The organism is Bradyrhizobium sp. MI1.7, assembly GCF_055811795.1.
The window spans coordinates 508,023-526,155 of record NZ_JBVVPO010000001.1 but is presented as its reverse complement, the minus strand read 5'-3'; the positions used below and the strand labels follow the sequence as shown (position 1 = coordinate 526,155).

Annotated in this window: 15 protein-coding genes; 5 read left to right on the top strand and 10 right to left on the bottom strand. The window is 62.0% G+C overall.

The window, feature by feature from the left end; translation table 11 throughout:
• Positions 1 to 11: 11 nt before the first annotated feature.
• Positions 12 to 1,127, bottom strand: a complete 1,116-nt coding sequence (locus AC0L3X_RS02560) for a site-specific integrase (protein WP_354102005.1) — start codon at positions 1,125 to 1,127, stop codon at positions 12 to 14.
• Between the two features lie 134 nt (positions 1,128 to 1,261).
• Between AC0L3X_RS02560 and dusA the strand changes: the two genes are divergently transcribed.
• Positions 1,262 to 2,257: a tRNA dihydrouridine(20/20a) synthase DusA gene (gene dusA, locus AC0L3X_RS02555; protein ID WP_354095267.1), complete on the top strand. Its 996-nt coding sequence runs from the start codon at positions 1,262 to 1,264 to the stop codon at positions 2,255 to 2,257.
• A gap of 53 nt (positions 2,258 to 2,310) precedes the next feature.
• Here the strand turns inward: dusA and AC0L3X_RS02550 are convergent, their stop codons facing one another.
• From AC0L3X_RS02550 to AC0L3X_RS02525, 6 genes are all read right to left on the bottom strand, one after another.
• Entirely contained in the window at positions 2,311 to 2,979 is a 669-nt protein-coding gene (locus AC0L3X_RS02550; RefSeq protein WP_038943855.1) for an outer membrane protein, read from the bottom strand.
• Between the two features lie 366 nt (positions 2,980 to 3,345).
• Positions 3,346 to 3,885: a TIGR02281 family clan AA aspartic protease gene (locus AC0L3X_RS02545; protein WP_063984038.1), complete on the bottom strand. Its 540-nt coding sequence runs from the start codon at positions 3,883 to 3,885 to the stop codon at positions 3,346 to 3,348.
• Between the two features lie 28 nt (positions 3,886 to 3,913).
• Entirely contained in the window at positions 3,914 to 4,117 is a 204-nt protein-coding gene (locus AC0L3X_RS02540) for a DUF1289 domain-containing protein (RefSeq protein ID WP_028146760.1), read from the bottom strand.
• Between the two features lie 44 nt (positions 4,118 to 4,161).
• Positions 4,162 to 5,757 carry a sensor histidine kinase gene (locus AC0L3X_RS02535; RefSeq protein ID WP_063984037.1) on the bottom strand — a complete coding sequence of 532 codons (1,596 nt, stop codon included), beginning with the start codon at positions 5,755 to 5,757 and terminating at the stop codon, positions 4,162 to 4,164.
• Positions 5,758 to 5,894: 137 nt separating this feature from the next.
• On the bottom strand, positions 5,895 to 7,172 hold the full coding sequence (gene nhaD / locus AC0L3X_RS02530; RefSeq protein WP_354095268.1) for a sodium:proton antiporter NhaD: 1,278 nt from the start codon (positions 7,170 to 7,172) through the stop codon (positions 5,895 to 5,897).
• A 22-nt stretch (positions 7,173 to 7,194) separates the two neighbouring features.
• Positions 7,195 to 8,067: an NAD(P)-dependent oxidoreductase gene (locus AC0L3X_RS02525; RefSeq protein WP_028159845.1), complete on the bottom strand. Its 873-nt coding sequence runs from the start codon at positions 8,065 to 8,067 to the stop codon at positions 7,195 to 7,197.
• Positions 8,068 to 8,256: 189 nt separating this feature from the next.
• Here AC0L3X_RS02525 and AC0L3X_RS02520 point away from each other — a divergent pair, with 189 nt between their 5' ends.
• The 4 genes from AC0L3X_RS02520 (at position 8,257) to AC0L3X_RS02505 (ending at position 11,999) form a co-directional block, all read left to right on the top strand.
• Complete coding sequence (locus tag AC0L3X_RS02520; RefSeq protein WP_063984035.1) at positions 8,257 to 8,694, top strand: VOC family protein; 438 nt, start codon at positions 8,257 to 8,259, stop codon at positions 8,692 to 8,694.
• A 108-nt stretch (positions 8,695 to 8,802) separates the two neighbouring features.
• The gene (locus AC0L3X_RS02515) at positions 8,803 to 9,945 is read left to right on the top strand and encodes an Mrp/NBP35 family ATP-binding protein (RefSeq protein WP_063984034.1); all 1,143 of its coding nucleotides are present in this window, start codon (positions 8,803 to 8,805) and stop codon (positions 9,943 to 9,945) included.
• Between the two features lie 193 nt (positions 9,946 to 10,138).
• Complete coding sequence (locus tag AC0L3X_RS02510) at positions 10,139 to 11,230, top strand: TRAP transporter substrate-binding protein (RefSeq protein WP_014496209.1); 1,092 nt, start codon at positions 10,139 to 10,141, stop codon at positions 11,228 to 11,230.
• Between the two features lie 523 nt (positions 11,231 to 11,753).
• Positions 11,754 to 11,999, top strand: a complete 246-nt coding sequence (locus tag AC0L3X_RS02505) for a YunG family protein (RefSeq protein ID WP_425364300.1) — start codon at positions 11,754 to 11,756, stop codon at positions 11,997 to 11,999.
• Positions 12,000 to 12,224: 225 nt separating this feature from the next.
• Here AC0L3X_RS02505 and AC0L3X_RS02500 read toward each other — a convergent pair whose 3' ends face one another.
• From AC0L3X_RS02500 to AC0L3X_RS02490, 3 genes are all read right to left on the bottom strand, one after another.
• Complete coding sequence (locus AC0L3X_RS02500; RefSeq protein ID WP_473316238.1) at positions 12,225 to 14,039, bottom strand: sulfatase-like hydrolase/transferase; 1,815 nt, start codon at positions 14,037 to 14,039, stop codon at positions 12,225 to 12,227.
• 93 nt (positions 14,040 to 14,132) lie between these two features.
• Positions 14,133 to 16,679 (bottom strand): arylsulfatase, encoded by a 2,547-nt coding sequence (locus AC0L3X_RS02495; protein WP_084795176.1) that lies wholly within the window; start codon positions 16,677 to 16,679, stop codon positions 14,133 to 14,135.
• 297 nt (positions 16,680 to 16,976) lie between these two features.
• Positions 16,977 to 17,834 carry a hypothetical protein gene (locus AC0L3X_RS02490; protein WP_063984030.1) on the bottom strand — a complete coding sequence of 286 codons (858 nt, stop codon included), beginning with the start codon at positions 17,832 to 17,834 and terminating at the stop codon, positions 16,977 to 16,979.
• Positions 17,835 to 18,133: the final 299 nt, after the last annotated feature.

The following is an 18,133-nucleotide window of genomic DNA, read 5'->3' as shown; positions in this document are numbered from 1 at the left end:
ATGCGTATCGACTAACTGCTTGCGGTCGATCGGGTGGGACAGCTTAACACCTGCATAAATTCTTCCAGAGACGGCTGATGGGCTGTTTGCAACTTGTGAAGCTCTTCGGGTCTTAGCTTCGTATATCGTCGCAGAGTGCGCCAGTCCTTATGACCGGTCACCAGCGCGACTTTCTCGATCGGCAATCCCGCTTCGAAAAGGCGGCTGGTGCCCTCGTGGCGCAAGTCGTGAAAATGCAGATCCTCGATCTTCAGTTCGTCGCATGCTCGTGTAAATGCCGCGCTCACTGAGCGATGATTGTACGGGAATACCCGACCCTGACCTCTGGTAATGATGCGCTGCTGGAGCAAGAGCTCCCAAGCGTCATAGCCAGTTAGGTTAAGGAGTGGTACTTGCTGGTCATTGCCATCCTTTTCCCTTGGATCTTTGCGGTCTCGGATTAGGAGGATCCGTTTCTTCAAATCAACGTCCGGCCAGTCGGGCCGGCAAATCTCCTCTTGCCTCATCGTCGTTGCGACCGCGTATCGGACAATGCGGCCCATTGGGATGACCTGTCGATAGTTGGATTCGAAGTATTCAATGAGCTCGTCAAGCTCATCCTGAGTTGGTCGCCGGTCTCGCTCGTCGGACTTTCCAACGAGACCCAAATACTTCAGCGCCACGCGTGCCAGGCGAACCTCTTCGGCAGAGATCTCGATGCCGTGAACGGCAGCTGCGTGAGTTGCCACGGTTCTGATGAACGACATGTCGATCGCAAGCGTAGCTGGTCCTGCACCTTCCTTCGCTCGCTTGCGGCCATATTCGATCAAACGTTCGCGGTTGAGGCGAGGAAGCTTCGTTGATCCGAGGTCCTCCTTCAGTGCCTCCAGGACGGCTGCCTTGGATCTACGGGGAGGGCGGCCAACCTCGAGCATGTCTTCGATATGGAGATCGATAATATCGCCAAAGGTTTTCGCTCTTACCGCGGCGCGGGGCTTCGGCGACCCGCTACGATCAATATTGCACTCCATATCGAGCGCCCATTCCTCACCGTCCTTGCGCCGACGAAAGGTCTCTGCCACGTAGCGGTTCTTGCGGCGTACCTGGACGCGCCAGTTCCCGGACGGCAACTGAGTGAAGCTGGCCACGGTCGTGTGCACTCCCCAAATCGTGTGCGCTACGTGTGCACTGAGAGGTCGAAGCGGGTACAAACGTGTGCAATTTCGGCTAGTTTGGAGTGCACATGTTCATGTTTCATCCTGTTGAAGCATAAGGTAAATCATTGAAATCGCAATACTATCGCTTTTCTGTGGCTCCGATGATGGACTGGACCGATAGCCGCTGTCGGGTGTTCCATCGCCATCTGACGCGGCGGGCGCTGCTCTACACGGAGATGCTGACGACCGGGGCCATCATTCATGGCGACCGGGAGCGGCTGCTGGGGTTCGACGCGGTCGAGCATCCGGTGGCGCTTCAGCTTGGCGGGTCGGATCCGCGCGAGCTCGCACAGGCGGCGCGGATCGGCGAAGAGTTCGGCTATGACGAGATCAACCTCAATGTCGGCTGCCCGTCGGATCGTGTGAAGGATGGCCGCTTTGGAGCCTGCCTCATGGCGGAGCCGGAGCTTGTGGCGCGATGTGTCGACGCGATGAAGGGCGCGGTTTCCATTCCCGTCACCGTCAAATGCCGCATCGGCATCGACGATCAGGATCCGGAGGTCGCGCTCGATACGCTTGCGCGCGGAGTGGTCGCCTCAGGCTGCGATGCGCTGATCGTGCATGCCCGCAAGGCCTGGCTCAACGGTCTGTCGCCGAAGGAGAACCGCGACATCCCGCCGCTCGACTATGACCGCGTCTATCGCCTCAAGCGCGCGATGCCTGATGTGCCCATCATCATCAACGGCGGCATCCGCGGTATCGACGAGGCGAAAGCGCATCTCGAGCACGTCGACGGCGTGATGCTCGGCCGCGCCGCCTATCAGGAGCCATGGCGGCTGCTCTCCGTCGATCAAGACATCTTCGGCGAAGCGGCGCCGCATGCGACGATGCAGGACGCGCTCGAAGCGATGATGCCCTATATCGAGCAGCAGCTTGCGCGGGGCACGCGGCTGCATGCGATCACGCGGCATTTCGTCGGGGCGTTCCACGCCGTGCCCGGTGCGCGCGCCTTCCGCCGCCATCTTGCCGAGCAGGGGGTGAAGCCGGGCGCCGGTGTGGACGTGCTGCGCGATGCGATCGCACGTGTCGGTGCGCGCGCTCCGGCGGAGGCCGCGGCCTAGCCCAAACGGGTGAAGAGCCGGATCGTGAAAATCCGGCTCCTCGTCGATCCGTCTCAGCGGAGCAGATCGAAATGATAGTTCACGCCGACGCGGAAGGTGTGGAATTTCGCGGCGTTCCAGTCCGGCAGATCGTCGTGCTTGAACTCGGTGTAGAGATATTCTGCCTTGGCCGACCATTTCGGCAGGAACGCCCATTCGACGCCGCCGCCCGCGGTCCAGCCCATCTTCATCTTGTTGATCGGCCCGTCCTTCAACTCGCCGGTGGCAAGACCCGCGGTCCCGAAGAACAGCAGCCGTGAATCCATCGTCGCGATGCCGGCGCGGGCGCGGCCGGTCATGTACCAGGGGATGCTCACCGCGGCGCTGTTGAGCGCGTCGTGGTTCTTGATGTCGCCGCCCTCGAAGTCATTCTCGATGCCGACCACGAACATCGGCGAGAGCTGGTAGTTGTAGCCAATCTGCACGCCGCCGACGGCGCCCTTGACCTTGCCGCCGCTGATGCCGACGAGATTATTGAACGCGTCGTCGCCGCTCTCTGCGTAGCCGGCGTTGAAGCCCGCATAGAGACCCGTCCACGAATACACCGGCTGCGGCGCCGTGTAGGCGGAGGAGGGCGCGGCGTAGCGCGGCGACAGGTCGGCAGCGCAGGCGCTGCTCGCGGCGAACACCGCGGCAAAGGGCAGGGCGCGCATCGTGCGGCGTAAGGCGGCTCTGGCAGTCATGACTCTCAATCTCCCACTTGGCCGCACCTCACGGAGCAGCCTTGTCCAACCCCGATCCGGGAATAGGCTTGTTATAAACCGACTAGGCGGTTTGTAAATGGAGGAAATGCCACATCGATGGATTGTTCGCGGGGGCTCGGGTTAGGCGGTTGGCTGGAAGCCGCGCCGATGTAGCGCAGCGCGCTGGCGCAAAGGTGGCCTCGCGGACTGGATCAAGCGGGGCTGCCTGGATGGAGCGGCGCCGTTAGTTTGACTGGCGCCAGAGCGGCCAAGGGCGATTTAACAAGCGCCGATCGCGTTGTGCGGCTCAGGCAGTCCCGGCTGATTGGGCCTGGATCGTGCGCACGGATCGGGTAGCGAAGCGCATTATCGCAACGCGCGGCGATCTGGCAATTCCGGGTAGCCGGTGAGCATCAGCTTGTCGGCGCGCACACCCCAGCTCTCCAGGCGGTCGAGGAAGCTCATGCCGAGCAGATTGGTCTTCATCTGCCCGCGCGGCACGACGAGGGCCGGCACCGACTTTTCGACGAGGTGGCCGACGGAGAGACGGTCGAGCGTAAGGCGGGCAGCCTTGGTGTGGCCACCCGCGGTTTCGAGATCGACGTCGTATTCGAGCATCTCGAGAGGCAGTCCGATCGCTTTTGCGGTTTCCCAGGTCAGCACCACGGAGGTCGCACCGGTATCGATCACCATCGGTGCGGCGACGCCGTTGATCTTGGCGCGCAGCGCGAATTCGCCGCCCTGGCCGCGCTGGATCTGCACGGCCGGGGCCGGGGAGGCGATCTGCGCGCGAAACATGTGCGAGACCTTGTTGCTCGCGCGCGCGATCCGGTCGGGATCGCCATAGGCGACGACGGCACCGGCCGTGCCAGCGAGCATAACGAGAACGAGCAGGAAGCGGATCATTGCGCGCCTCCGAGGCGACGCAGGGCGGTCAGGCGCGTTTCGGCGATCCCGCGATCGGCTGCAAACCCGCGTCCGCCATGCGTGCCGGCAACAGCGCCATCACCGCGAGCCGTTCCGTGCTCTCCATGGCGTGCCAGCGCGCGATCTCCGGCAATGTCCGGCCGCAGCCGAAGCACAGCCTCGTCTTGGGATCGATCATGCAGACGGCGACGCACGGCGTTTCTTTGCTCATGTGGCCATAGTGGGGGATCGTCGGGCATGTCTGCAAGCATCTCGTTAAGAGCCCGTACCTGCGCTCATGATCGGCTTGTGGCGCGGCCGGCGCTTCTCGTCGGGCACCGCGGAACTGTCCGGCTGGAGCGGCGGAGAATCGTCCGACATCGGCGCCAGCGCACTCATCACGCGCTCCGGCGGGAAGGTGACGATCACCTCGGTGCCGATGCGCAGCTTCGATTTCAGCGTGAATGTACCGCCATGCAGGTCGATCAGGTTCTTGGCGATGGGCAGGCCGAGCCCTGCGCCCTGTTCGGCCGACTTGATCGAGTTGGAGCCCTGGCCGAACGAGGCGAGCACGATCGGGATCTCGTCCTCGGGGATGCCGGAGCCGGAATCCTTCACCGAGAGATATTGCCCGCCCGAAGCGGTCCAGCCGGCCTTGAGCCAGATCTCGCCGCCTTGCGGGGTGAACTTGATCGAGTTGGAGAGCAGGTTGAGCACGACCTGGCGGATCGCCCGCTCGTCGGCCCAGAGCCGCGGCATGGCCTGCTCGAATACCTCGTGGATGGTGATGCCGCGGCTCGAGGCGCGCAGCTTCATCAAATGATGGCAGTCGGCGACGATGCCGACCAGTGACACCGCTTCCTCGTTGAGCTCGTAACGGCCAGCCTCGATCCGCGACAGATCGAGGATCTCGTTGATGAGGTTGAGCAGGTGCACGCCGGAATTATGGATGTCGGCGGAATATTCCTTGTAGACCGGGACCGCGTGCGCACCAAAGATTTCGCTCTTCATCACCTCGGAGAAGCCGAGGATCGCGTTCAGCGGCGTGCGCAGCTCGTGGCTCATCTGCGCGAGGAAGCGCGATTTTGCGACGTTGGCGGATTCGGCGCGGTGGCGCGCTTCGTCCGAGATCGCCTTGGCCTGTTCGAGCTCGCCGATCAGCGCGTCCTTCTCGGCGCGTGCCTCGAGCGTGGCGAAAGTTGAGGAGTGCAGGCGGTGCGCCAGCAGCACGAAATAGCCTTCGGCTGCGAGCGCGAGCGCCGCCAGGATGTAATTGTCGAGCGCGCCGGTGATTGCAAAGCTCAGCGCCATCGCGACCGCGACCGGCGCCGTGGCGGCAAGGGCGGCGATCGGCAGATTGGCGGCCAGCATGCTCGACACTGCGATCACCAGCAGCATCAGGAACATCATCAGCGTTTCCGTGACCATGTCGAGCACGGGATGGATCAGGATCGCCATCCAGCACAGGCCATAGAGCAGGTCGAGCACGACGAAGTGCGTCCGCCAGGCGCGCGTCGCCGCGGGCGAGGAGGCCTCAGTCAGGAAGCGGTGGCAGCTGCGGATCATCGCGGCGTGGATGCAGAGCATGCCGGCGGTCCAGGCCGCGGCCGGGATCGGCTGCATCCACAACCCGAACAGCACGCCGGTGGCGACCACCAGCAGCATCACGACATAGGAGGCCGACAGCCGCGTCTGGGCATATTGGCGCAGCATCTCGGCGTCGAAAGCCGGCCGGGTTCCGCTGGTCGACGTTAACTTGTCGCGCGCCTCGCGTACCCGCTGCGACGCAACCCGGCGGCTGCTCGCCGATGGCGCGCTCACCGGCTCGGCCGGAAGCTGTACGACCTCTGGCTTTTCAGCGGGTTTACTCATCGAACAACAACATTCCTGCCTGCGCAAAGGCGGGCCTTCTGCATTGTCTATCTCTGGCAAGAAATCCTTAAGAGGTGACTTAAGGAGCTAAAGAATTACGTTAACCCGGCGTTAATTTTGAACGCGCGCAGTGCCGGTCAGTGCAGTGCCGCATGCTGGGCGACGTAGACCACCGCGCCCGCCAGATAGCCCGCGAGCGCGGGGATGGCGATGCGGCGGGCGTACCAGAGGAACTCGATCCGCTCGAGCCCCATGGCGGCGACGCCCGCGGCCGAGCCGATGATCAGGATCGAGCCGCCGGTGCCGGCGCAATAGGCGATGAACTCCCAGAGGAAGCTGTCGGTCGGGTAGTGGCCGAGGTCGTACATGCCCATGGTCGCCGCCACCAGCGGCACGTTGTCGATGACGGCGCTGAGCAGGCCGAGCACGACGACGATGACGTCCTGGCGGCCAATCGTCGCCTCCAGCCAGAGCGCCAGCATCGACAGGAGGCCCGCATGTTCGAGGCAGGCGACCGCCAGCAGAATGCCGAGGAAGAACACGATCGAGCTCATGTCGATCCGCGTCAGCGCATGCGCGAGCGTCAGCGGCCGGCGAACATGCTCGTCCTTGTCGCGGTGAACGACCTCGCCGACCAGCCAGACGATGCCGAGCCCGAGCAGCACGCCCATGAAGGGCGGCAGATGCGTGACCGCCTTGAAGGCCGGCACGGCGATCAATACGCCGAGCCCCAGATAGAACATCAGATTGCGCTCGAACGACCCGACGAGCTGAACTCCGTCGTCCTTGGGTGGTGGCGCGATGGTCTTGCCTTTCACCAGAAGGCTGATGAAGGCGAGCGGCACGAGCAGATTGACCAGCGAGGGCAGGAACACCGAACCCATGATCTTCAACGGCGTGATCTGCCCGCCGATCCACAGCATGGTCGTGGTGACGTCGCCGATCACGGTCCAGGCGCCGCCGGCATTGGCGGCGATGACGATGAGGGAGGCGAACAGCAGGCGGTCGTCGCGCCTGGCGATCAGCCGCTGGATCAGCGAGACCATCACGATGGTGGTGGTCAGATTGTCCAGGATCGCGCTGAGGAAGAAGGTCACGAAGCCGATCAGCCACATCAGGCGGACCTGACTGGTCGTGCTGATGCGAGAGGTGATGACCTCGAAACCGTCGTGGGCGTCGATCACCTCGACGATGGTCATCGCGCCGATCAGGAAGAACACGATCTGCGCGGTGGAAACGACGGATTCGTCGATCTGCCGGCCGACCATGGCGTAGTCGCCGATCGTGGCCGCGTAGATCGCCCAAAGCAGCCCGGCGCCGATCAGCGCCGTGGCACTCTTGCTGATCCGGAGCGGGTGTTCGAGCGCGATCGCCGCATAGGCCAGAACGAAGATGACGGCGATCGCGATCAGCAAGGTGGGATCAGTTCGACAGGTGTCAGCGGTTAAGGCGCGCGAGCAGGCTCGACGTATCCCAGCGCTTGCCGCCCATCTTCTCGACCTCGGCGTAGAACTGGTCGACCAGCGCGGTCACCGGCAGATTGGCGCCGTTGCGGCGGGCTTCGGCCAGCGAGATCGAGAGGTCCTTGCGCATCCATTCGACCGCGAAGCCGAAATCATACTTGTCCTCGTTCATGGTCTTGTAGCGGTTCTCCATCTGCCAGGACTGCGCGGCTCCTTTCGAGATGGTCTCGATCACGGCGGCGACGTCGAGGCCACTCTTCTTGGCGAAGTGGATACCCTCGGAGAGGCCCTGCACCAGGCCCGCGATGCAGATCTGGTTGACCATCTTGGTCAACTGGCCGGAGCCGGCGGGCCCAAGCAGCTTGCACATCCGTGCATAGGCGCCTGTGATGACCGGCTCGGCGCCGGAATAGGCGTCCTGCGCGCCGCCGCACATCACCGTCAGCACGCCGTTCTCGGCGCCGGCCTGGCCGCCCGAGACGGGAGCGTCGATGAATTTGAAGCCGGCCTTGGTGGCGGCAGCGTCGAGCTCGCGTGCGACCTCGGCGGAGGCGGTGGTGTGGTCGACGAAGGTCGCGCCCTTCTTCATGCCGGCGAACGCGCCGTCGGGGCCGATCGTGACCGCGCGCAGATCGTTGTCGTTGCCGACGCAGCACATCACGAAGTCCTGGCCTTCGGCTGCCGCCTTCGGGGTTGCAGCGGTCTTGCCGCCGAACTTGTCCGCCCATTCCTTCGCCTTGGCCGCGGTGCGGTTATAGACGGTGACCTCATGGCCCCCTTTTTTCACGAGGTGTCCGGCCATGGGGAAGCCCATCACGCCGAGACCGAGGAAAGCGACTTTAGCCATGTGTGGTACCTTGTCCGTAGTTTGGGTTTTACGGTTTTTGCCGGGCGAGGGGGCGCCTGGTTCCGCTATGAGGGCGGATTAGGAGCGCACCATAAACCCTTGAGGCCAGAGGGCAACGGCTTCGTTTGGCAGCCGCCTGTGCTAGGATGGCGGGACTTAAGGTCCTACATAAAAAAAGGGAGCGAAAGCATGGGCGGCGTGAGCGTTGGTGTCCTCGATCATTTCAACATCCGGACCCGGAATCTGGCCGAGACGGTCCGCTTCTATGAGGACGTGCTGGGCCTGGAAAAAGGCGCCCGGCCCGATTTCGCCTTCCCGGGGGCCTGGATGTACAGCGAGGGCAAGGCGGTGGTGCACCTCGTCGATATTTCCCCGACCTCGGAGCCACAAAAGCCGGATTCCGGCGTTGTCCACCATGTCGCCTTCGTCAGCCGCGGGTTCGACGGCATGAAGCAGCGGCTGACGTCCAAGGGCATGAAATTCGACTCCCGCCAGGTCCCGGGCGGCGACCTCTGGCAGATCTTCGTCCACGACCCCAACGGGGTCATGATCGAGCTCAATTACGAGGCCGCTGCGGAGCAGGGGGCTGCCCCCGCGGAGATGGCAGACGATATCGGCAAGCAGTAGCCTTTTGGCCGTTTCCGCTCTAATGGGGCATCCTCAAGCCTTGAGCGTGATCTGATCGGAAAGCCGCTCCACACTTTTCCGGATCATGCTCTGTTCAGGAGATGCGCTTTGAGCGTGACGCAGCAACAGGTTCTCGACAGCCTCGCCAGGATCAAGTCGCCCCGCGGGGTCGCGCTCACCAATGCCAATGTGCTGAGCGCGATCAGCGCGGCCGACGGCAAGGTGTTCTTCTCGATCAACGTCGATGCCGCCGAGGCGCGGGCCTGGGAATCCGTCCGGGCCGAGGCCGAAGCCGCCGTGCGCGCCATTCCCGGCGTCACCACCGTGATGGTGGCGCTGACCGCCGAGCGCAAGCCGGGTGCCGCACCGCCTCCGCCGCCAACGCCGAGCCGCGGCACGCCGGGCGTGCAGCCGGTCCACGCCCACAAGCCACCGCCGCAGGGCGGCGCCCAATCGCCGATGGCGCGCCAGTCCGAGATTCCGGGTGTCGCCGCCGTGATCGCGGTTGCCTCGGGCAAGGGCGGCGTCGGCAAGTCGACCACCGCGCTCAACCTGGCGCTGGGCCTGCGCGACCTCGGCCTCAGGGTCGGGCTGCTCGATGCCGACATCTACGGCCCCTCGGTGCCGCGGTTGACGGGCCTCCACGAGAAGCCGGCGCTGGACGGCGAGCGCAAGATGATTCCGCTCAGGCGCTTTGGCCTCGCCATCATGTCGATCGGCTTCCTGGTGGAGGAAGAGACCGCGATGATCTGGCGCGGTCCCATGGTGATGTCGGCGGTGACGCAGATGCTGCGCGACGTCGCATGGGGGAGCCTCGACGTGCTCGTGGTCGACATGCCGCCGGGCACCGGCGATGCCCAGCTCACGCTGGCGCAGAATGTACCGCTCAAGGGCGCCGTGATCGTCTCGACCCCGCAGGACCTGTCCCTGATCGATGCACGGCGGGGGCTTGCGATGTTCAGGAAGGTCAACGTGCCCGTGCTCGGCATCGTCGAGAACATGAGCTACTTCCAGTGCCCGCATTGCGGCACGAAATCGGACATTTTCGGCCATGGCGGCGCGCGCCACGAGGCCGAGAAGCTCGGGGTACCGTTCCTGGGCGAGATCCCCCTGCACATGGCGATTCGCGCCACCTCGGATGCCGGCAATCCCGTGGTCGACAGCGAGCCGGACGGCCCTCATGCGGCGATCTATCGCGCCATTGCGGGGCAGGTCCGGGACCAGCTCAAAGGCGTTATCGCCGCGGCCTGATCCGGTCTTTTGGGGACATGCGACTTTCGTAGAGCCCCGTCATGCCATTGTCGCGTTCCGAAAGCGGGGCTTCCGTGTTAAAGGCCACGGCAGTCAAGCCCCTTCGGTTCGACGCGACAAAAACGCGTCGCCGGAACGAGCGGCGACAACGAGGAAGTTTAGGGGAAACGCCCCAACAAGGAGAGACCTGAAGATGAAGCGTCGTGATTTCCTGAAAGTGTCGGCAGCAGGCGCGGCGGCGACCGCCGCGGTGGCCTCGCCGGCGATCGCGCAGTCCATGCCCGAGATCAAGTGGCGCCTGACGTCGAGCTTCCCGAAGTCGCTCGACACCATCTATGGCGGTGGCGAGCAGCTGGCGAAGTACGTCGCCGAGATGACCGACAACAAATTCCAGATCCAGGTGTTCGCCGCCGGCGAAATCGTCCCCGGCCTCCAGGCGCTCGATGCGACCTCGAACGGCACGGTCGAGATGTGCCACACCGTCTCCTACTACTATGTCGGCAAGGACCCGACCTGGGCGATCTACGCCTCGGTGCCGTTCGGCCTCAACGCGCGCCAGCAGAACTCCTGGTGGTACCAGGGCGGCGGCGAGCAACTCGGCAACGAGTTCTTCAAGAAGTCGAACGTGATCGGTCAGCCCTGCGGCAACACCGGCACCCAGATGGGCGGCTGGTTCCGCAAGGAGATCAAGACCGTTGCGGACCTCTCCGGCCTCAAGATGCGCATCGGCGGCATCGCCGGCCAGGTGCTCCAGAAGGTCGGCGTCGTGCCGCAGCAGCTCGCCGGCGGCGACATCTATCCGGCACTGGAGAAGGGCACCATCGACGCCGCCGAGTGGGTCGGCCCCTACGATGACGAGAAGCTCGGCTTCGCCAAGGTCGCCAAGTACTACTACTATCCCGGCTTCTGGGAAGGCGGTCCGACCGTCCACGCCTTCACCAATTTGGACAAGTGGAATTCGCTGCCGAAGAACTACCAGGCGATCCTCACCAACGCGATGGCCAACGCCAACAGCTGGATGGCCGCGCGCTACGACATGCAGAACCCGGCGGCGCTGAAGCGTCTGGTCGCCGGCGGCACCCAGCTTCGTCCCTTCACCAACGAAGTGCTCGAGGCCTGCCTCAAGTCGACCAACGAGCTGTGGGGCGAGATCTCGGCCAAGAACCCCGACTTCAAGAAGTCGATCGACGCCATGCAGGCCTACCGCTCCGACGAATATCTATGGTGGCAGGTCGCCGAATACACCTACGACAGCTTCATGATCCGCTCGCGCACCCGCGGCTGATCTTTCGAAACGTCGCAAGACGACAGAGCCCGGCCTCGTTCGCGAGGCCGGGCTTTTTCTTTGCCGCCAGCGGCCGCCCAAACAAAAATATGAAAAACAACCCCATGCACAGTAGAAGCAGGGTGAGGGCAGGCCGCCCTGTGAATGCTGCCAACAGCTTGACGCGTCGGGGCAAATCAGCGGGAAGGGGCAATCGTCGCACAGCCGGGGCCAACGCGGCGATTTTGCCTGATCGCGGCATCTGGAATGACATCGTCATTTGCCCCGCGTCCGTTCCCGCATCGTCATTGCGCGGAGCCCTTGCGACGAAGCAATCCAGACTGTCACCGCGGAGGGTTGCTGGATTGCTTCCGCCTTCGCCGAGGCTTCGGCGGACAAGTCGCTACGCTCGCAATGACGAGTGGATGGAGTTGGGGCTCAACCCAGCAACGAACCCGTTTGACACGTCGGGCAAAACAGTGGCAAAAAGCTAGCATCGTATAATCCGAAATTGGCGCTGCGGTGCCGATCCCGTGAGGTGACGATGAGCTTCGATCCCGATGAGGTTCGACGCGCGCTGCGCAAGGCATGGTCGTTGTCGACTTCCAGCCAATGGACGCCGAACAATCCGGCGGTAGGACAGTGCAACGTCACGGCGCTGCTCGTTCACGAACTCTTCGGCGGCGAGCTGCTGAAAACGCCTCTGCCGGCGGCCGATCACTTCTACAATCGGATCGAAGGCCGGCGGTACGACTTCACCTTATTGCTGCTGGACGCCTCCCCTCCTTAGACCGTCGACAATGAAACGCCCGCATTCCAAAGTAGCAGATTTTCCCGGCGGGTTGGTCAGGGTCGTCACTGACTAAGTTCACGCCTTTCTACCACGCCCGTGTCCATGTCCGAGTTGGGTCCAGGCTGTGTAAAGCGGGTACTTGTCAACGACAAGCGCTCTCGTCGTTGACGCTTTTCGCGAGGGCAGTCCCGGGTCGTTCCGCCCCCGTGCAGTTGTTTCACGCTATTGGTGCCGCGGATATTTTTCTTCCTGATCCTGCTGGAACCTCTCAATCGCGTCCTTTACCTTTGGAAGCAGATTGTAGATCGGCGGATTGTTGTTGAGGACACCAATCTTGAACTGCGGCGGATACTTGACGAGGTCCTTGATGTACGAGGCCGCCGCGCCCGCCAATGGTACGCCCATCGGAAGATGGCGTAGCCCTGTTGACACGTCTTCCTTTGGATTGGTGTAGAGGTTCACCATGACCGCGCCTCCTGTGTCGACAGCGATCGGACCACTGAACCCGCCCCAATCACCCTTCTGAAAGAACCCATTCTCGATTTCAGCCGTCCAAATGTATTTGAACTCATCGATGCGGATCATCGCGAAGTATTGATTGAGGGTGTAGATGCGCTCGCGGCGGGCCGACTCACCATTGTCGGCGAGCAGCAGGCCGGACTGATCAACGCCATCGACGTAAGTCGTCTTCGGGAAGAACTCGGCAAGCTGTGCACCGGGCTTACCTGCCAGCGATACAAAGGTCGGCAGGATGTCCGCTTGATCGAACAGTCCCTCCGACCGGCGCGGCTTTATCATGCCTTTCCAGTAGGCAAATGTCGGGACGCGCACGCCTCCCTCCCATGACGAACCCTTGCAGCCCCGGAATAGGGTTCGGCCATGCGGCGGGATTTCGCATTCGGGTCCGTTGTCTGAGGTCAGTAAGATCAGCGTATTCTCAAGCTGACCCGTATCCTCAAGCGCCTTGACGAGTTGCGCGAGCACATAGTCCATGTGCACCAGGCAGTCACTATACACGGTGCGCGCTCGCGATTTTCCTGCCCACTCGTCGGACGGATAGTTGTCGAAATGACAGCCGCGCGTCGCGTGGTAAAGGAAAAACGGCTGCTTGCTGTCCTTCATCTGCTTGATGAAATCGGCGCTGTAGTCCATCCAGCGCTTGTCGAGGTCCTTGATGTAGGCAAGATCGATCAGCTTGAGGTTTTCGCACTGTTCCGTGTTGGTGGGAGTGCAGTGAACCTCATAATGACTGAACGGAGCCTCTTCCATCATCTTGAAGCGGGACGGGCTCAGCGCTATTTCGGGTTCAAAATACTGATCGCGCCACTCCGTGTACTCGTCAGACACGCTGAGAAATCCGAGATAATCATCGTAGCCAACGTTCTGCGGCAGGGAGCCACGGTTCTCGCCCATGTGCCATTTGCCTGCACCACGCGTCACGTAACCAAGCTTCTTAAGAATGCTCGGGAGCGTGATTGCGCCGTCAAGCCCGCCCGGCTCGCCATACATCGGCGGACGGAGAATGCCATGGTGCAGCGGGTTCTGCCCTGTCATGATCGTGGCGCGGCTCGGCGAGCAGCTCGGCGTCGAGTAGGCCGAGGTCAGGTTCAGCCCCTCGTTGGCCAGCTTGTCCATCGTAGGCGTTTCGTTGCCAACCGCGATGCCCCCGCCGTTGAAGCCGGGGTCCGTCCAGGCCACATCGTCGAGTAGGAATACAATGAGATTGGGCTTCTTGCCGGTCTTCCTTTCGAGGTCAGCGAGCTTTCCGCGCGCCTGTTGCTCCTGTTCCGAATGGGCGATAACGGGATACATGTTGTCGGCTGGCTTCACCGGTTTTAGGTGAATGAATTGATCTGGATGATCGTAGCCTTTGGCGGTCGTGGGGCCGGTAGCGCTGCCTCGAATATTCTGCGCGAACGAAACACTCGACATCGTGAGGGCCGCTAACCCGAGCGCGCCCGCCACTAGTGCTGCAATTGAAGCTCCACTGGCTTTGGTTGATTTCAAGTCGCTGAGACGGAACCGTACAACAGGCATGTTTCCCTCCTGATCACACAGAAAAGATGGCGCGGACTGTCGCAATTTTGAGTTCGGTAAAAGCGAAGTGCCAAGCAGCTAAGTCGGAGCGACTTACTGTGCCTTGTTTATCGTTTCCTGGACCTTCTGTTGGTGAAGCTTTTCCTCCGCAGCCTTCATCGGGACCAGCTTGACCGTTAGCTTGTCGATCTTGCCGGTGAAACGGAATGGCGGCTGGTAGTCCTTGTCGTCCACGCCAGTGCGGGTGTCCACACCGACATCGAAGGTCTCGTAGATCGTTTCGACGAACGGAATGGTGTGCGGGATAGTCCTGCTGGCGACTTCCTTGCCATCCACCGACAGGACGCCGGTGCCGCCCTTGCCAAAACCGGGGCCGTCATACTTGAAATCAAACACGATGGTATGCTTACCCGGTGCGAGCGCCGCTGGGCTTTCCCATCGGAAGCGCTCCACGTTAAAAAAATTGTACACGAAGACTGGTTTGCCCTTGAGCAAGTAGAGACCATGACCACCGCCACGGCCCCCGAGCGTATTGATCATGCCTTCTGCGCCTCCCTGCGGAATTTCAACCTCGGCGGTGATGGAGTAGGACTTGCCGGCAATGTCGGGGGCGCTGCTGTAGGGAAGACCAGACGATTCACCCGAGTAGGTGAATAAGGTCCGACCCGCGGTCGCGCTCGGTCGCGGCGTGACTGCGCGAGCGGTGAAGCTGTTATCCAGCGGGAACACGTTGTATTTCTGCGCCGTGACCAGAAACAGTTCCTTCATGTCGCGCAGCCTGTCCGGCATCTTGGCCGCGAGGTCGTTGTTCTCCGAATAATCCTCGGCGAGATTGTAAAGCTCCCAGGTGTAGCCGTTGACGACATCGGGAAACTTGCCGAAGCCCAGATCCCACGGCGGCTCGGGCGGCGTGGTGGCGGCGAGCCAGCCGTCGTGGTAGATCGCCCGGTTGCCGACCATCTCGAAATATTGCGTGCTGCGGGTCGAAGGGGCGTTCGCGTTTGCTTTGTCGAAGGTGTAGGACATGCTCACGCCTTCGATCGGCTTCTGAGCAACGCCGTTGACCATCACCGGCGCTGGAATGCCGGTGGCTTCGAGGATCGTCGGCACGATGTCGATCATGTGATGAAACTGCGTGCGGATGCCGCCCACCTCGTTGATGTGACCGGGCCATGAGATGGCCATGCCTTGACGGGTGCCGCCGAAGTGCGACGCGACCTGCTTGGTCCATTTGAATGGTGTGTCAAAAGCCCAGGTCCAGGCCACCGCAAAGTGCGGCGTGGTTTGGGCCGAACCCCAAACGTCGTAGAATTTCAATTGCTCCGCGACTGGAATGTTGACGCCTTGGATCGCGGCCATTTCGTTCGGGGTGCCGAGGATGGAGCCTTCGGCGCTGTTGCCGTTGTCGCCGCTGATGTAGATGATGAGTGTGTTGTCGAGCTTGCCCTGGTCTTCGACTTCCTGAATGACCCTGCCGATTTCATGGTCGGTGTAGGCCGTGTAGGCTGCAAAAACGTCCGCCTGGCGAATGAAAAGCTTCTTCTCGTCGGGGCTGAGCGTGTCCCATTTTTGTAGCTTCGCGCCGCCGTATTCTGGCTGGCCATCCGGCCACGGTGTGAGCTGGGTATTCGCCGGAATTACACCGAGCCGTTTCTGGTTGGCGAAGATTGTCTCGCGCAGCTTTTCCCAGCCCTGATCGAACAAGTGCATGTCGCTGATCTTCTTGATCCACTCTGGCGTAGGCTGGTGCGGTGCGTGCGAGCCGCCGGGCACGTAATAGATGAAGAACGGCTTGTCTGGCGCGGCGTTGTTCAACCCCCTCATGTAGTTGATCGCATCGTCCGCCATGTCGGTGGTGAGGTTGTAGCCGGGGCGTCCTACCCACGGAAAGACTTGCGTCTGGTCGCGGAAGAGAAACGGCGTCCACTGGTCAGTTTCGCCGCCCATGAAGCCATAGAAGTGATCGAACCCCATCCCGTTCGGCCATTGATCAAAAGGTCCTGCCAAGCTCAGTTGATAGCTGGGAGTGTTGTGGTTCTTGCCGATCCACGCCGTCGTGTAGCCGTTCTCCCTCAGGATCGTGCCGATGGTGGCACTCTCCGGCCCGATGACGGAGTCATACCCCGGGTATCCGGTGGACATTTCGGTGATCACGCCGAAGCCCACCGAGTGATGGTTGCGGCCCGTGATCAGCGCTGCCCGCGTCGGTGAGCAGAGAGCAGTTGAGTGGAACTGCGTGTAACGCAGTCCGGCGTTCGCGATGCGATCCATTGCAGGAGTTGGGATGACGCCGCCGAAGGTCCCCGAAACTCCATAGCCTTGATCGTCTGTCATGATCAGGAGCACGTTGGGCGCACCCTTGGGCGGCACTACTTGCGCAGGCCAATACGGTTTCGACTGGCTGGCCCCAAGGTTGATCTCGCCGCCGAACTTCGGCGGCGGCGGCGGGAGATACTTTCCATCTATCGTCGTCGTGGCGCTGGGTGAACCCGGCGTGCCGGTGGTTTGTTGCGCGAGGCTGGTTGTTCCCAGCGCGCACAGCAAATAAGCGGCGGTGAGTGTGGTGCCGCAAAGCAGCAAGTTGCGGCGGTTGCGGCTTTCTGGCTTTGAGCTATCGTCATCCTGGCGGGCACGGGTCATTGGAAGCTCCCTCTTGGAGACGTCAGAACCCTGTGGGCGCCTACTCGGGACACAATGCCGCAAGGCTTCTATTGATCTAAATCAAGACGGTGCCCACAGGTCCGAAACGTCGCCTTCGGTCATTCGCGACAGGGCCAGACCAGCAGCAAGTCCGGCGATGTCCGTTATGCCGCCGGAAGCGGAAGTAAATTCAGAGCATTGGCCGGACCGCGACCAGCCATTGCGGGTTGGTGGCGCTGCCCGAGACGTGATTCAAGCTCCAAAACCGGAGCCTCGAATCCGTCCAAGACCACCGATCTACAGCTGCGGGCCAGATAGTCTGACCTCTCGCTCGGCGCGGAAGACATTGCCATACAGGTTGCTGATCCATTGTCTTCCGCTCGACGTTACGTTCAGATAACGGATCGCCGTTGGGACTTGCGGTGCGACCTTGGTCCAGTAGAACTGCGGATATTTGTGCACCACGTCCGCGGGTGTGGCGTATCCGAGCGATTTGTTGAGCCCTATCTCTTCGAATTCATAGAAGAGCGCATTTGATTTCTTCATGTAGTTCGGATCGCCGAGCTGGCCGATCAGATCAGCGGCGCGCAGCAACAAACCTTCTTCCTCGTCCAGATCATCCTTGAGTTCGCTCGTTGGTGCGTCTGTATAGGGAAAGCGGGTATATTCGATGGCTTGGGCAACGCGCGCGGCGTCGATCTGGTCGACAGCGTCGAGGCGCTCCACCGCGAACAATTTTGAGCGATCGACGTGATAGGGCGCAAGCGCTGCATCGGAGGAGCCGACCGGCAACTCAACCGTTCGGCCGGTACCATCAACGACATAGGCGCCCTCCTGGTCTCCGTAGATGACGCCCCGAACGTAGCCGATGTCGTGGATCAGACAGGCCAGGATAAAGTGAGCGTAATCGCTGGCCGTGGTTTGCCTCAGAAGTGAGCGGCCGATCAGGATGTCGTGCCCCACCAGCGTGACCAACAGGGTGTGCTCCACGTTGTGATACAATGCATCGCTGTTGCCGATACATTCCAGGGCCAGCTTCGCAGCGTAAGGGAGCAATTCCGGCAAGCTGGCATGCGATGAGCCGAAGCGGCCCTTTGTCTCCGAGATGAGGAACGCACCGAGCGCCTGGGACGTCAGTTCCGGAATTGTTATCATGAGCAAGGTCCTCGTCGACGAACCCCCAATAAGCCTGCTGCAGGATCAGGAGGGAGAGGAGGCCACTGGAAGAATGCGACGCCGAGCTGGAAATTGCCGGGCGCCAGCGAACTGAAAGGCGACGTCACCGCCTGAAATGGGCTGAACATGACGTGAGGCCAAAGGCGGGGGTGATGCTTGACCTAGATCAACGTGGCTGCGGCGCATGCTACGTCTGCCCGGCAGCAACGCCCGTTCAGGGTGGTCAAAAGCCGGCGTGCGGCGCGAAGGCCAGTCAGCCGGAGGCTGACATCGGCCGA

What these genes read in the sequence shown, in the direction of transcription:
- AC0L3X_RS02540 (WP_028146760.1), bottom strand. Translation starts at nt 4,117, where the DNA reads ATGAGCAAAGAAACGCCGTGCGTCGCCGTCTGCATGATCGATCCCAAG.
- AC0L3X_RS02550 (WP_038943855.1), bottom strand. Translation starts at nt 2,979, where the DNA reads ATGACTGCCAGAGCCGCCTTACGCCGCACGATGCGCGCCCTGCCCTTT.
- AC0L3X_RS02490 (WP_063984030.1), bottom strand. Translation starts at nt 17,834, where the DNA reads ATGATAACAATTCCGGAACTGACGTCCCAGGCGCTCGGTGCGTTCCTC.
- AC0L3X_RS02535 (WP_063984037.1), bottom strand. Translation starts at nt 5,757, where the DNA reads ATGAGTAAACCCGCTGAAAAGCCAGAGGTCGTACAGCTTCCGGCCGAG.
- AC0L3X_RS02545 (WP_063984038.1), bottom strand. Translation starts at nt 3,885, where the DNA reads ATGATCCGCTTCCTGCTCGTTCTCGTTATGCTCGCTGGCACGGCCGGT.
- AC0L3X_RS02520 (WP_063984035.1), top strand. Translation starts at nt 8,257, where the DNA reads ATGGGCGGCGTGAGCGTTGGTGTCCTCGATCATTTCAACATCCGGACC.
- AC0L3X_RS02510 (WP_014496209.1), top strand. Translation starts at nt 10,139, where the DNA reads ATGAAGCGTCGTGATTTCCTGAAAGTGTCGGCAGCAGGCGCGGCGGCG.
- AC0L3X_RS02500 (WP_473316238.1), bottom strand. Translation starts at nt 14,039, where the DNA reads ATGCCTGTTGTACGGTTCCGTCTCAGCGACTTGAAATCAACCAAAGCC.
- AC0L3X_RS02495 (WP_084795176.1), bottom strand. Translation starts at nt 16,679, where the DNA reads ATGACCCGTGCCCGCCAGGATGACGATAGCTCAAAGCCAGAAAGCCGC.
- AC0L3X_RS02505 (WP_425364300.1), top strand. Translation starts at nt 11,754, where the DNA reads ATGAGCTTCGATCCCGATGAGGTTCGACGCGCGCTGCGCAAGGCATGG.
- AC0L3X_RS02525 (WP_028159845.1), bottom strand. Translation starts at nt 8,067, where the DNA reads ATGGCTAAAGTCGCTTTCCTCGGTCTCGGCGTGATGGGCTTCCCCATG.